The organism is Verrucomicrobiota bacterium (assembly GCA_019247695.1).
Classification (GTDB): Bacteria; Verrucomicrobiota; Verrucomicrobiia; order Chthoniobacterales; family JAFAMB01; genus JAFBAP01.
The window spans coordinates 38,790-53,079 of sequence record JAFBAP010000159.1; the positions used below are offsets into that span (position 1 = coordinate 38,790).

Annotated in this window: 15 protein-coding genes; 8 read left to right on the plus strand and 7 right to left on the minus strand. The window is 60.0% G+C overall.

The window, feature by feature from the left end; translation table 11 throughout:
• Window position 1: 1 nt before the first annotated feature.
• From rho to JO015_19055, 6 genes are all read right to left on the minus strand, one after another.
• Complete coding sequence (gene rho / locus JO015_19030) at window positions 2-1,291, minus strand: transcription termination factor Rho (protein ID MBW0001192.1); 1,290 nt, start codon at window positions 1,289-1,291, stop codon at window positions 2-4.
• Window positions 1,292-1,301: 10 nt separating this feature from the next.
• Complete coding sequence (locus tag JO015_19035) at window positions 1,302-1,919, minus strand: dephospho-CoA kinase (protein MBW0001193.1); 618 nt, start codon at window positions 1,917-1,919, stop codon at window positions 1,302-1,304.
• A gap of 64 nt (window positions 1,920-1,983) precedes the next feature.
• Window positions 1,984-2,943, minus strand: a complete 960-nt coding sequence (locus JO015_19040) for an SDR family oxidoreductase (protein MBW0001194.1) — start codon at window positions 2,941-2,943, stop codon at window positions 1,984-1,986.
• Between the two features lie 266 nt (window positions 2,944-3,209).
• A complete protein-coding gene (phoU, locus tag JO015_19045; protein MBW0001195.1) occupies window positions 3,210-3,905 on the minus strand; it encodes a phosphate signaling complex protein PhoU in 696 nt (231 codons plus the stop codon).
• Window positions 3,906-4,068: 163 nt separating this feature from the next.
• Window positions 4,069-5,772 carry an arginine--tRNA ligase gene (gene argS / locus JO015_19050; protein MBW0001196.1) on the minus strand — a complete coding sequence of 568 codons (1,704 nt, stop codon included), beginning with the start codon at window positions 5,770-5,772 and terminating at the stop codon, window positions 4,069-4,071.
• Between the two features lies 1 nt (window position 5,773).
• Window positions 5,774-6,250 (minus strand): PTS sugar transporter subunit IIA, encoded by a 477-nt coding sequence (locus tag JO015_19055; protein MBW0001197.1) that lies wholly within the window; start codon window positions 6,248-6,250, stop codon window positions 5,774-5,776.
• A gap of 173 nt (window positions 6,251-6,423) precedes the next feature.
• On the opposite strand from JO015_19055, the gene JO015_19060 reads away from it, so the two are divergent.
• Together JO015_19060 and JO015_19065 are read left to right on the plus strand one after the other, a co-directional pair.
• Entirely contained in the window at window positions 6,424-7,860 is a 1,437-nt protein-coding gene (locus JO015_19060) for a glycogen/starch synthase (GenBank protein ID MBW0001198.1), read from the plus strand.
• Between the two features lie 38 nt (window positions 7,861-7,898).
• On the plus strand, window positions 7,899-9,278 hold the full coding sequence (locus tag JO015_19065) for an aspartate aminotransferase family protein (protein ID MBW0001199.1): 1,380 nt from the start codon (window positions 7,899-7,901) through the stop codon (window positions 9,276-9,278).
• Here JO015_19065 and JO015_19070 read toward each other — a convergent pair.
• Entirely contained in the window at window positions 9,245-9,556 is a 312-nt protein-coding gene (locus JO015_19070) for a Dabb family protein (GenBank protein MBW0001200.1), read from the minus strand. The two genes, JO015_19065 and JO015_19070, sit on opposite strands and share 34 nt — an antisense overlap.
• 50 nt (window positions 9,557-9,606) lie before the next feature.
• On the opposite strand from JO015_19070, the gene JO015_19075 reads away from it, so the two are divergent.
• The 6 genes from JO015_19075 (at window position 9,607) to rpsR (ending at window position 14,081) form a co-directional block, all read left to right on the plus strand.
• A complete protein-coding gene (locus JO015_19075; protein MBW0001201.1) occupies window positions 9,607-10,428 on the plus strand; it encodes a 50S ribosomal protein L11 methyltransferase in 822 nt (273 codons plus the stop codon).
• Between the two features lie 280 nt (window positions 10,429-10,708).
• Window positions 10,709-11,872 (plus strand): pyridoxal phosphate-dependent aminotransferase, encoded by a 1,164-nt coding sequence (locus tag JO015_19080; protein MBW0001202.1) that lies wholly within the window; start codon window positions 10,709-10,711, stop codon window positions 11,870-11,872.
• Window positions 11,873-12,019: 147 nt separating this feature from the next.
• Window positions 12,020-12,823, plus strand: a complete 804-nt coding sequence (locus tag JO015_19085; GenBank protein ID MBW0001203.1) for an ABC-2 family transporter protein — start codon at window positions 12,020-12,022, stop codon at window positions 12,821-12,823.
• A 241-nt stretch (window positions 12,824-13,064) separates the two neighbouring features.
• Entirely contained in the window at window positions 13,065-13,649 is a 585-nt protein-coding gene (locus JO015_19090) for a TraR/DksA C4-type zinc finger protein (GenBank protein MBW0001204.1), read from the plus strand.
• Between the two features lie 5 nt (window positions 13,650-13,654).
• Entirely contained in the window at window positions 13,655-13,828 is a 174-nt protein-coding gene (gene rpmG, locus JO015_19095; protein ID MBW0001205.1) for a 50S ribosomal protein L33, read from the plus strand.
• A 13-nt stretch (window positions 13,829-13,841) separates the two neighbouring features.
• Complete coding sequence (gene rpsR / locus JO015_19100; protein ID MBW0001206.1) at window positions 13,842-14,081, plus strand: 30S ribosomal protein S18; 240 nt, start codon at window positions 13,842-13,844, stop codon at window positions 14,079-14,081.
• Window positions 14,082-14,290 lie beyond the last annotated feature (209 nt).

The window sequence follows — 14,290 nt, forward strand, 5'->3', positions numbered from 1 at the left end:
CTCAGCGCAATGCGGTCAGCAGCAGCTCCGCGTTGGACCTGGTCGCCTTCAAGGTTTGCAGAAATACTTCCATCGCCTCGATGGCGGGTAGTTGCGCCAGCCTCTTACGAAGCATGCTGACCCGTTGAAATTCATCCGGATGGTACAACAGGTCATCCCGACGGGTTCCCGATTTAAGGATGTGGATCGCCGGGTAAACCCGTTTTTCGACCAGGGTACGATCGAGGTGGAGCTCCATGTTACCGGTGCCCTTGAACTCCTCGAAAATCACCTCATCCATGCGGCTTTCCGTCTCAACCAGGGCGGTTGCCAGGATGGTGAGGCTGCCTCCCTCTTCGACGTTGCGGGCCGCGCCGAAAAACTTTTTGGGTTTGAGCAGGGCCTTAGCCTCCACCCCGCCCGACATGATCCGGCCTTTGCCCGGCTGGAGCGCGTTATAACCCCGGGCCAAACGGGTGATGCTGTCGAGCAGAATAACCACGTCCTTCTTCAGTTCGACCAGCCGTCTGGCGCGTTCACTGACCAGCTCGGCGACCTGAACGTGCCGGGTCGGCGGCTCATCGAAGGTGGAGCTGAAAATTTCGCAATCCAGGCACTGCTTGAGATCGGTCACCTCTTCGGGCCGCTCATCGACAAGCAGGACGATCAAGTGGATCTCCGGAGCGTTCGCCCGGATGGCCATGGCGATCTCTTTGAGCAGGATCGTCTTGCCGGTCCGAGGCGCCGCGACGATCAATCCGCGCTGCCCGCGACCCAGGGGGGCGATAAGGTCGACCGCGCGCGCGCTCACGCTCTTGGTCTTCTGGTTTTCCAGCAGGATCCGCCGGTCCGGGAAAAGGGCGGTCAGCTGGTCAAAGTGTTTGGGTTCCTGCCACGTCTCGACCGGGATCCCCTCAATGCTGATGACCTGGTCGAGGGCCATAAATTTCTCCTTCTCCCGCGGGGGGCGCAGGGTGCCGCGCACCTTGTGACCGGCCCGGATCGCGTGCTTTTTGAGAAGGTTGGGCGCAACGTAAACGTCTTCCGGGCAAGGCGTAAAGCTGTAACGCTCCCACCTCAGAAAACCGTGCGTTTCATTCGACAGCTCGAGCATACCCTCGGCCATCAGGGTGATGCCGCGGCTGCCGTAAGCACGGAGCAGGTCAAAGATCAGCTGGTGGCGGGTGCGTTCGTGCGATGCCCTCAGGCCGAGTTCCCGCGCCAAATCCACCAACGCGGGGTGATTCAGCCGGTGCAGTTGGTCCAGCTCCAATATCGAGCCGTTGCCGGTAAGGAACTGCGCGCCCGGCATCACGCCCGGCTCAACTTGCTGCTGCTCCTCCATAACGTTTGTTGAGTTCACTGGCTATTGAATCAATCTGCAATGCAGTAATCGGCGGCGGACAGTCAGTCCAAACGACCCAGTCCGCCCGGCGCATCTTTTCTTCCAAAGGCATTTGCGCGTTGATTATTCGCGCGGCCATCTCCAGAGGCAGGCTACGTCCTGTGGTTAGCCGTTGAATTTGAGACGCCCGGCTGCACGCGGTTACGATGATAGAATCAAAATGTTTTTCGGCTTTGGTCTCGTAAAGCAGCGGGATTTCCGCCAACAGCAAATCCTGCCCGCACAAGCGATTTAACCAAGCCTCGCGTATTCGGGGGTGCAGAATTCCCTCCAAGCTCTTTCGGGCCGCAACGTCTCCGAATACAAGCGCACGCAATTTTTCGCGCACCAGCTTGCGATTGGAGTCAAAAACGGTCTCTCCAAAAGCCGACCTAATCTCCTCTTGTACAACGAAATCGGCTTCCGTCAATCTCCGAGCTTCAACATCGGCGCTAAAAGCCGTCACCGGCAACCGCTCGCGAAGGCGCTCAAGGAGGATTTGGCTGACGGTACTTTTGCCGGTAGCGATACCGCCCGTGATTCCGATCGCAGCCATGTGGTTCCGGGTCAGGCACCCGGCGCGTGCGTTTAGCGTGCGTTTAGCGTGCGTTTACTTACCTTTACGAAGCAAGCCTTTCGCGGAAATACTCGATGGTCTGCCGGATGCCGGCGTCGAACTCAACCCGGGGCTCCCAACCCAAGAGCTTGCGGGCGCGAGTGATGTCGGGTTGGCGCACTTTCGGATCGTCGACCGGCAACGGTTTGTACTCGATCCGGGATTTTGTTCCGGTGATCTCCCGGATTTTTTCGGCGAATTGCTGAATGGTCATCTCCTGGGGGTTTCCGATGTTTACCGGGCTGTGATAGTCGCTCATCGCGAGCCGGAAGATGCCGTCGATGAGGTCCGATGCGTAGCAAAAGCTCCGGGTTTGCCCGCCGTCGCCGAACACGGTCAGCGGCTCGCCGTTCAAAGCCTGGCTGATGAAGGCCGGTACCACCCGTCCGTCCCTCAGGCGCATACGCGGCCCGTACGTATTGAAGATGCGGACAATTTTGGTGTCCACCCCATGGAAGCGATGGTACGCCATCGTCATGGCCTCGGCGAAACGCTTGGCCTCGTCGTAAACGCCCCGCGGACCGATCGGGTTCACGTTGCCCCAGTAATCCTCATTCTGCGGGTGAACCAGTGGATCGCCATAGCATTCCGAAGTCGACGCCAACAGGAACGTCGCGCCTTTGTCCTTCGCCAACCCAAGGGTGTTATGCGTGCCGAGCGCCCCAACCTTGAGCGTCGGAATGGGGTGCTCCAGGTAATCCACCGGGCTGGCCGGCGAAGCGAAGTGGAACACGAAATGCACCGGGCCCGGCACAAAGATAAATTCCGAAACGTTGTGCCGGATAAATTTAAAATCCGGGTTGCCGGCCAGGTGAGCGATGTTGTCCGGATTGCCCGTGATCAGGTTATCGATCGCGATGACCCGGAAACCTTCCATCAGCAAGCGGTCAGAAAGGTGAGACCCCAGGAACCCGGCGCCCCCGGTTACGACCGCGGTTTTTTTCGATGATTGCGTTTCAAACATGGTATAAAGGTAAACGCCACAGACTCAGTAACGGGTAACGGGTAACGGGTAATGGGTAACGGGTAACGGGTAATGCGTAACGGATAATGGGTGCGGTTCGCCGTTCGCCGTCTACCCTTAAGCTGTGTCCGGCGGTGCAATCTGTGGATGATTCTTCTTTTCTGCGTGTTCTGCGGCTGATTTCTGCCTTTCTGCGGATCCGCCGCGTGATCGAACCCGCTACCCGCTACCCGTTACGCGTTACCGGTTACCGGTGACTGAGTTCATCAGCCGACCGCGGGCTTCGTCCCATACGTATGGCGAATGTCTTCCGCCTGCTCCACCCAAATGGTGTCTTCGGCGATGTTGGTGGCGTGGTCGCCGATGCGCTCAAGGGCACGTGCCACGAAGATAAGGCTGAGGTAACTGGGAATTGCTTCGGGCTTTGCCGCCATCCTGATCGTCAACTCCTCGCTCAAAGCCGTATTAAGCTGGTCAAGGTAACGGTCACGGGGCTTCAACTTCCGCGCCAGGTCGGCGTCGCCTTCGACAAACGCATGCAGGCTGTCACGCAGCATGCTTTTCGCCTCGCGGAACAACGGTTCGAGCAAGGCAACCTCCGGAATGGCCGGTTCCACGTTAAGTTTTCTGGCCCGCCGGGCGATGGAAACCGCCTGATCGGCCACCCTCTCGAGGTTGGTGCTCAGTTTCATCGTGGAAATGACCTGCCGCATATCCGACGCAACCGGGTGAAAGCGGATCAAGAGGTCCACGCCGACGCGGTCAATCTGTTTTTCCAGCACGTCGATCTCCTCGTCGTCGGCCACCGACTGGTTGGAAAGGTCGCTGTTCCGCGTGAGCAAACCTTCCATCGCGCTATCGAACAGGCGCTCCGTCAGGCTTGACATCATGAGGGCATCGTTTTTCAACGCGTTGAGTGCCGCATCAAAGGCGCCTTGGATGTGCTTACCGCGATCGGCCATAGTCTATTCCTCCTTGACCATTTGGGATTAAGAAACGTTTGTGGACTGGCAGACACCGGGAGGCATCCGGCGGGTTTCACGTTCCGTCAAAGCCACGTTTTCATAAAAAACATGATGTTTACAGAAAACGCGACCAATGCCTAGCACGGAACACAAAAATTGTTTACATCCGTTCCGGTACCTCGATGCCGAGCAGTCCCAGGCCGGCCCGGACCACGCGGCCGACGGTCTCACACAGCGCCAGCCGGGTCGCCCGTTGCGGTTCCGGGGCCGAAAGCACGGGGCATGCCTCGTAGAAAACATGGAACACCGCGGCCAGCTCGTAGAGATAGTTGGCCAGCACGTTCGGACGGAACCCGTCGAGAATGGCCGGGACAACCTCGGCAAACTGCACCAACGCCCTGGCCAGCTTCAATTCCGCCGCCTCCGTGAACGTCAGCGCCTCCGGAAGGGCAAACGTCCGCGGCAGCTTCCGGAAAATGGCCCGGCTTCGCACATAGGCGTTCTGCAGATACGGAGCGGTGTTGCCGTGCAGTGAAAGCAGTTTGTCCCAGGAAAACACGTAATCCGTCATGCGGTGCTGTGATAACTCAGCGTACTTGACGGCGCCGAGGCCGACGATCTCCGCGATGCGGCGGCGCTCGGCTTCAGAGAGGTCCGGGTTTTTCTCCGCGACGAGCGCGCCGGCCCGGTCGATGGCTTCCAGCAGCAATTCGTCCAGGGGCACCGAGTCACCGGACCGGGTTCGCATGAGTTTGCGATCCTCGCCGAGGATGCTGCCGAAGGCGATGTGTTCCAGGTCGATCTTGACGCCCAACCGGCGTGCAAGGCTGAACAGCTGTTTGAAATGCAACTGCTGCGGCGCGCCGACGACGTACCAGATCGCGTCGGGCTGCCAGCGCTCCAGACGGTAGCGCAAGGTGGCCAGGTCGGTCGCAGCGTATCCGAATCCGCCGTCGGACTTGCGGACGATGAACGGGTCATCGGAAAGGGAGTGGTCCCAGTAGACCAGGGCCCCGGCGCTTTCCTCCAGGATCCCCTCCTTCTGCAAGGACGCGGCCAACGCCGCCAGCCGCTCGTGGTAGAAGCTTTCGCCGAGTTGCTCGTCAAAACGAACGTTCAGCAACCGGTAAACGCGGGAGAACTCCTGCATTGAACGGCTGACGCACTCGTGCCATATGCGCCGGTTTTCGGGGTCACCCTGCTGCAATTTTACCAACTCCTCCCGGCAGCGGTCGAGAACGCCCGGATCGGCCGCGGCCGCACCGTCAGCCTGCCGGTAGATGCGGACTAACTCGGCCACCGGATGAAGTTCAAGCGCCTTTTGGTCCAGAAAATTCTTCCACCCATAAATTACCTTGCCGAACTGGGTACCCCAATCCCCGAGGTGATTATCGGTGATGACGTGGTGGCCCAGAAACCGGCTGACGCGGGCCAGCGTGTCTCCGAGGATGGTCGAGCGAATGTGCCCGACGTGCATCGGCTTGGCGATATTCGGCGAGCTGAAATCGATAATGATGGTCTTTGCCGGCGATGCGACGGGGACACCCAGCCGTTCGTCATGGGCCATTTCCGCCACCTGGCCGGCCAGAAAATCGGCCCCGAGCCGGAAATTGATGAACCCGGGGCCGGCGATTTCAGGCGCGGGTCCCAGGTCCGAGACCTGGAGCGCGGCTACGATCCGGCCGGCGAGCGCCCGCGGGTTCTGTCCGACCCGTTTGGCGTACGTCATAGCGACGTTGGTCTGGTAGTCGCCGAAACGCGGGTCCGTCGCGACCGTAACCTGGGGGCGTTCGTCGGGATCGAGCCCGATGCGCACGAGTGCGTCGCGCAGACGCTCCTGCAGCGTCGAAACTACCGGCGACATGTCAGGAAGCCTGGGCCCGCGGGGCCCGGTGATCGAAAATCGCGAGGATTTCCTCCGCCGAATCGGCCCGGCTTAACTGTTCGCGGACCGATTTGTCGTTCAGGAATTTGGCGATGGCCGCAAGGGTCCGGAGGTGAACCTGGAACTGATCTTTCGGTACAATAAACAACACGATAAAGCGCACGGGCGAGTTATCGAGCGAATCGAATTCGATGCCGGTCGTGGACCGTCCGAATGCCGCTACCACTTCAGAAACGTGTACAGAGGACGCGTGCGGGATGGCGATGCCGAACCCGATGCCCGTGCTCATGGTTTCCTCGCGCTGCCGCAGGGCAGCCAGGATCGAGTCACGATTTTTTGGCTCCACGCGCCCCTTGGCAACGAGCAGATCAATCAGCTCAACAATCGCCGCCCACCTCTCGGTGGCGCGCATTTCCGGAATGATTTGGTCTACAGAAAGTAGGGAGCCTAAAGTCATAGCTCGCAGACGGAGATTCCGCACCTTAACAGGCGCGAGATCTTTGACAAGAAGGTTTCAATTGAAAGATCGGAACCTTTCTCACAGGCTATCAAATTGCAAGGGCCAACGATTTACGTAGTACAAAGCAAGGAGCAAGGCCGCAAACCCAGGACTATATCATGAAAATCATTATGGCTTCCAGTGAGCTCGTTCCGTTTGCTTATACGGGAGAGCTTGGCAGGAATGTACGTACGCTGGCTGTTGAACTAAAGAAGGCAGGTCACGACGTCAGTGTGGTATTGCCTTACTACCGGTCGATCGCGGAGGGCGGGCATAAGGTTAGTCCGACCGACGTGGAATTCCAGGTTAACCTGGGCGGCAAACGGGCATCGGCGGATATTCTGGAGACCCGGAGCGAAGACGGGGTTCAGATCTTCCTGGTCCGCCGCGACGAGTACTTCGACCGTTCCTCGATTTACGGGGACAACCGGGCCTACGAGGACAACGCCGAACGATTCATCTTCTTTGCCAAGGCGGTCCTGGAACTGTCACGCCGTTTGACGCCCACGCCGGACGTGGTCCATGGTCACGAGTGGCCGACGGCCCTGATCCCGGTCTTTGCCAAGGAACGCCAGCTCCCGTTTCAGACCGTCCTGTCCATTTACGACCTGAAGCACCAAGGCTCCTTCTGGAGTTTTGATTTCGGGTTGACCAACCTGCCCGGCCACTATTTCAGCGCTCGCGGCGTTGAGTTCTACGGCCGGTTGAATTTCCTTAAAGGCGGCATTCTGTTCGCGGATGCGATCGTTCTGCCCGGAGAACCCGCCATGTTCGAGGCGTTCACCCAGGAAGGCGGTTGCGGGCTCGACGCGGTGCTGCAGGAGAACTCCGCGCGCGTCCACGGGATTTTGCTCGGGAATGATTACACGACCACCAACCCGCCGCTTGACGGCTTGGTCAGGGGTGGTGTGCCGTCCGGCGTGGTTGCCGCCAAGGCCGCCTACCGCCAAGCGCTCGCCTCGCGTCTCGGCCTCTCGCTGGCCCCCGATGACGTGCTGACGGCGGTGCCCCTGAATCCGGGCGATCAACAGGTGCTCGCCTCCATCGTCCCGATTACCGATCTCATTCTGACCAGCGGCTTCCGGCTGGTTCTGACCGGCGAGGTCCCGGCTGGCGCACGCGCCAAGGCGATCACCGCTTCCCGGCGGTACCCCGGAAAATTTACGACGGTGCAGGAATCGCCGGGAACGGACGGCTACGCCTTGGCCCTGGCGGCGGCCGACCTGATCCTCGTTCCTTCGTCGCTCGGCTACCGGGCCCAGCCCGTGATTGCTTCGCTGCGGTACGGCACCCTCCCGGTTATCCGTTTCCGGCGTGGCCTGGTTCAACTGGTCACCGACGTCCAGCCGGCCGGCCAGACCGGCGTCAGCTTCGTCTATCACCATAGCCGGCCGGAGGGCGTCTTCGATGCGCTGCGCCGCGCGCGATGGCTCCGGCAAGACACCCAGGTCTGGCATGAACTGGTGAACCGGGCCGCTCACCGCGACTTTTCCTGGCCGCAAACCGCGACCGACTACGGAACGCTCTACGCGGAACTGGTGCGGCACCGGCAGGCCGTGCCGGCCTAGCGTCTACTTGGTGCCGGCACTGCCCGAATTCCCCAATCATGCTCCCCCACGTTATCGTCCCTCCTCCCGGTCCCGAATCGAAGCGCCTGGCGGAAACGCTGGCGCGTTACGAAAACCGGAACGTCACCTTCCTCAGCGACGAGTTCCCGGTTTTTTGGGAACGCGGGAGGGGCGTTAACGTCTGGGATGCGGATGGGAACCGTTACCTTGACCTGACGGCCGGGTTCGCCGTTGCGGGCCACGGCCACGCCTGTCCGGAGATCGTTCAAGCCGCCCATGACCAGGCGCAACGGCTCTACCACGCCATGGGCGACGTCCACCCTGCCGCGCTTAAGGCGGACCTCTGCCGGAATCTGAGCCGGATCACCTTTGAACGCTGGGGTTTGGGCTTCGGAAAAGTCACCCTGACCAACTCCGGCTTCGAAGCGGTCGAGGTGGCGCTCAAAACCTCGCTCCTGCACAGCCGAAAGCCGGGCGTCATCGCCTTTACCGGCGCTTACCACGGGCTGGGTTACGGGGCCTTGGATGCCATCGGGATCGCTTGGTTTCGTGACCCGTTCAGGGAACACCTGCGCGAGTTCACCGCCCGCGTCCCCTACCCGAATTGTTTTCGTTGCCCGTTCGGCCGGGCCGAAGGTCATCGCCTTGAGGGAAGCCAGTTCCCGAATTGCGCCACCTCCTGCCTGCAGCAAATCGAGGAACAGCTCGTCAAGATCATCCGGCAACGTCCCGTCGGCTGCATCGTGGTCGAACCGTGCCAGGGACGCGGCGGAGAAGTCATCCCGCCGCTGGATTTCCTGCGCTTGCTCCGGCACCTTTGCGATACTTACAAGATCCTGCTCGTTTTCGATGAGATCTACACCGGGTTCAATCGTACCGGCGCATTGTTTGCCGCCGACCGGTTCCAGACCTACCCTGACCTGATCTGCATCGGCAAAGGTTTAACGTCCGGGTTCCCGTTATCGGCCTGCATCGGGCGCGCCGAAATCATGGAGGCGTGGCCAAAATCGGCGGGTGAAGCCCTGCATACCAGCACTTTCCTGGGCAACCCGGTCGGTTGCGCGATGGCGCTGGCCTCGGTCGCCCTGCACCTCGTGCCGGAACTCCCCCGCCGGGTACGGGAACTGGGACGTTATTTTCTGGAGCGGTTACGCCGGTTGGAGAGTCCTGCCATCGGGCATGCGCGGGGCCTGGGCCTGATGCTGGGATTGGAACTCATTCAAAACGACGGTTCCCCTGACCCTTCGCTGACCGGCCGGATCGTGATGCGGGCCCTGCGCGATGGCGTGCTGCTGCTGGGAGGCGGCCCCGCCCGCAATGTCTTGAGCTTTACCCCGCCCTTCAGCATCGCGCAGCCGGAGATCGATTTCGTCTGCGAACGTCTTCAGGCGTATTTGCGTTTCGGATCCGTCTCGTAATCGAGCACCAGTAATTCGGAGGTGTTCCGCTTGACGATCTCCTCGATGAACTTGATGTAAATGGGATCTTCTTTGAAGATCGACATCTTCTCTTTTGAGTCGAACTCCACGGCCACGAAGAATGGCCATTCGTTCTTCGGGTCGATCCGCCGGCCGCACCGGACGTTCAAGGCAACCGGAATTTTCAACAGCTGAATGCGGGTGTGCATCATCATCTCCTCAAGCTGTTGAGGCGTAACCTCCGGCTTCAGTTTGTACAAAACGAGATGATGGATCATTGCGGCGTCTTCTTCTAGAAACTCGAGACCTCCTAGGCAAGGAATATCCAATGCGCGCCTGGCGGAAAATAACAAGCCCGAGCCGCGTGGAAGGCTGGGCGCAACGCCTCGGCGACGCTTTCGGCTCGGAACGCCTGGTCATCACCGAAACTGGCCGCAGCGCCCGGCTGGAAATCTTCGCGCTGACCGAGGCCGAAGCGACCGCGTTGTGCGGGCAGTTCGGCGGAGAAATCCGGGATCTGGCCGCGTCGAATGCGGACTGGGCTCGTTCCGTGGTGCAGCACCGGCCGATCTCAATCCGGGGGCGGCTCCTGGTGTATAATACCGAGCCGCCGCCCGAAGCCAGGGCCGGGAATGAAAAAGCCTTGTACATTCCGGCCGGAATGGCGTTTGGCACCGGCGACCACGCCACGACTGCCACGTGCCTGCGCTTGCTGTGCGACCGGGCCGGTTCTCTGCCGGCCGGCTGGTCCTTCCTGGACATCGGCTGCGGCACGGGCATCCTGGCGCTCGCGGCGGCCAAACTCGGCGCCCGCCAGGCAGCGGGCTTTGACCTCGACGCTGCGGCCGTTCGCATCGCTCGCGAAAACGCGAGCTTAAACCGGCCCCTGAAAGCGCGCTTTTTCAGGGCGGACCTCTTCGAGTTCACGTCGCCGGAGCCGTATGACGTGGTCGCCGCCAACGTCTACTCCGAAGTTCTGGTGCAGGCAGCCCGCAAGGTCTGGGCCGCGGTGAAGCCGGGCGGCATCCTGATCGTTTCAGGCATCCTGCGCGCGCAGATCGGCGATGTGCAGGCCGCCTTCGGCCGCCTCGGCGCCACATCCCGGTCCGCACGGCTCCGCGGCAAATGGGGAACGCTGGAATTTCGGTGAACAGAGGATGCCACAGATGCCTGGCTTCCCTCAGCGTCGTTTCGGCCCTAACTCAACGCCACACGTCGAAGGGCGGAACGTGGTAAAAATCAAGAACGCCAAAACAACCGAACGCTTGCCGCCGGGGACCCGCTGCCGGCACCAAGTCTCTGACTGCCGATGCGTGACGCGCTCAAGAATGTACGATTAAAGGGCGGGCCTTCATTCGTGGCATTCTCCGTCTTGGGGCATTTCCTTGGTTGAAAACCAAGGTTGGCACATATACTCGTAAGTCCATTTTATGCAACTCTCTTCACGAGCCACAAGTCTTACGCCCTCGCTTACGCTTTCGGTCGACAGCAAAGCAAAAGCGATGAAAGCGGAGGGCATCGATGTGTGCAGCTTTGGTGCGGGAGAACCGGATTTTGACACGCCCGAACACATCAAGGCAGCGGCTATTGCCTCGCTGGAAGCCGGCTTTACCAAGTACACCCCTAGTTCAGGCATTCCCGAACTTCGTCAGGCCGTCGCGGACAAACTCTTGACCGATAATCACCTGGATTACAAACCGTCACAGGTCATCCTGAGCTGCGGGGCCAAACACTCGTGCTACAATGCCGTCCTGGCCACCTGCCAGCCGGGCGACGAGGTCATCATCCCTGCCCCGTACTGGCTCAGCTACCCGGAAATGGTGCGCCTCGCCGGCGCCGAACCCGTGTTTGTCTCCACCAGTGAGGAAAATGGCTGGAAGATCACCGCCGAAGAGTTCGAGAACGCAATGACGCCGCGGACAAAAATGATCATTCTCAACAGCCCCGGCAACCCGACGGGGGTGGTCTATTCCCGCGATGAACTGGAAGCGCTTGGGTCCGTCGCGGTTGAAGAGGAGATCCTTATCCTGTCCGACGAGATCTATGAGAAACTCGTGTACGACGACGCGCAGCATCACAGTATCGGGTCGCTGGGCACGGAATTTTATAATCTCACCATCACGGTGAACGGCTTCAGCAAATCGTATGCGATGACCGGATGGCGTTTGGGTTACCTGGCTGCGCCGGAACCGATCGCGAAGGCGGTCGACTCGATCCAGAGCCACGTCACTTCCAACCCGTGTTCTTTTGCCCAAAAGGGCGGGTTGGCGGCTCTGAAGGGGGACCAGCAACCGGTCGTCGACATGCGCGACGAATTTAACCTGCGCCGTGAGTACATGATTGAACGGTTAAGCAAAATCCCCAACGTGAGCTTCGTCCGGCCTTCCGGTGCGTTTTACATTCTGGTCAACATCCAGAAACTCGGATTGAATTCCCAGAACTTTGCGGACCGGCTGCTGAGCAAAGCCAGCGTCGCCGTGGTACCGGGAATCGCGTTCGGCGACGATCGCACCGTGCGCCTGAGTTACGCGACCAGCCTGGACATCATCAAAAAGGGCCTGGACCGCTTCGAAGAATTTTGCCGGACCTTGTGAGGCTGTGAGGCTCACGCGGCGCGTGGCCGGCGGGCCCGGCGGCGGCACACCGCGCCCGGAATCGGCGTCATGAGCAGGCATTTCCGATGGCCCCCGGCCCGGAGACGCCTGCGCCCGCCGGATCGAGCCGCAGCCTGCGCTTCCCCCATGCAGCGCGTTTACGAATACCTCCAGATCTACGGGGTCATGCTGCGGAACTCGCTCATCCGCGAGATGAGTTTCAAGCTGAACTTTGTCCTGTGGCTGGCCGTGGAGGCGTTATGGTTTGTCGGCCAACTGGCCTTCATCGAGGTCATCTACGGCCAGGTCAGCGCTCTTGGCGACTGGACGAAATGGCAAATGGTGCTTCTGGTCGGAACCCACCAGATCGTGAGCCAGATTTTTCAGGCGTTTTTCTATCCTAACCTCGTGAACCTGCCGGAACTGGTGCGTACGGGCAAGCTTGATTTTGTCTTACTCCAGCCTGCAGACGGCCAGTTTCTGGTCTCGGCCCGCCAATTCGGGTTGGACAGCCTTGTAAATGCCGGGGCCGGCGTGGCCGTCGTGGTCTATTCGCTGGCCCGGCTTCATCTGGTACCCGGTCCGGGCCAGGTGCTGCTGTATGTAGTCACGCTTTGCCTCGGCGTCAGCGTCCATTACGCGGTCATGTTCGGCCTGGCGACGATGAGTTTCTGGATCACGAGAACCCAGGGCCTGATTTACGGCTATTATAATATGATCAGCCTCGCGCGCTACCCGGACGCGGTCTTCAAAGGCGCCGTTAAATTCATTTTCAGTTGGGTCTTGCCGGTCATCGTGGTGACCAACGTGCCTGCCCGCTTGCTGATGAACGCTACCTCCACACCGTGGCCGCTCGCCCTGCACCTGGTCGTGGCCTCGGCCTTGATGGTGATGCTGTCCCGGGTTCTTTGGACCGTCGCCCTGCGGCGTTACTCAAGTGCCAGTTCGTGAAACGGCCATGCATCCTGCCGTCCATGGATAGACGATGTTTGAGTTACCGGCAGCGGGCCGGCTTAAGCATTTAATTTCAGTCCGTTCCCTCCGAAAACCAGGAAATGCATGCCTATCTCAGCGTCACCCGAAAAGGTTACCCCTACCCCCACGTTTCCCCTTGCACCCATGATTGATTACGATTATATGTTCGCCCTCTTCCGGGGGGAGAAACCTATTAGCAGCCTTTGGTAGTTATAGTATGGCGAAATCGAAAGCGAATAAAAAAGATACCACCACGCCCTTAAATGGCCATGAGGCGGAGAGGGTGGACGTTGCCCCAGAAGCTGTAACCCCCGCCCCAAACGGCGATGAAAACGTCTCCCCTTTTCTGCGCCAGCAAAAGGCGCGTCTCCTGCAACTCCGTGACAGCCTGCTGGATTCGATGGCGGGAGTGTCAGGCGATATCCTGCGCGCGCGGGCCGAAGGAAGTGAGGCCTCGGCTTTCGGGATGCACCAGGCCGATGCCGGCAGCGACGCTTATGACCGCGATTTTGCGCTCAGCCTGCTGTCGCAAGAGCAGGACGCGTTGTACGAAATTGAAGAAGCCCTGAAGCGCATCGACGCGGGAACTTACGGCACCTGCGAGATGTCCGGTAAACAGATCCCGGAAGCTCGTCTGGAAGCGATTCCGTTTGCCCGGTTTACCGTGGAATGCCAGGCCCAGATTGAGAAGCAGCGCAAGGCAACCCGGGTCCGGCAACCGGTGACGTCACTTTTCGGCTTAACTGAAGAGGAAGTCGGCGAAGGTGAGGAAGAGGACACCATTACGGAGACCAAGGACTAGACGTTATGCCCAGAGATATCATTATCTTGGAATGCACCGAGGCCAAGGCGGAGGGGAAGCCGGCCTCCCGTTACGTGACGACCCGTAACAAGAAGAGCCCGAACACCCCGGGGCGGTTGGAGAAAAGGAAGTATAACCCTTTCTTGCGCCGGCATACCCTGCATCGAGAGATAAAGTAAGTAGCCATCCATCATGGAGCCTAAAAACGCCAAGCGCCGCTCGAACTTCCGCCGTGCCAATCGCGCCATGCCGCGCCGGCGGATCGACATCTCGGTTGAAGCCATCGATTACAAAAATCCCGATCTGTTGCGGAAATTCGTCACCGAGAGCGGCAAAATCCTGCCCCGCCGGGTTACCGGCATGCCGGCTCACCTGCACCGGAAGATCACCCGCGAAATCAAGCGGGCGCGTTCGGTCCTTTTGATGAAATAAAGATAATGCCATCCGGTTTACTGCGAGGCGGCCTCACAAGGCCGCCTTTTCTTTCGTCACACGGCGGGCACAGCGGGTTTGGCGGGCACGACGTAAGAGTTCACACGGCGAACACGGCGAGCCACGGCGGGAAGAGGAAAGCCAGCAGGGAGGGCGGGCTGGTCAGGCACGCCGAGAATCTACGCCGTCTTTGCCGGGAGCCGAATTCG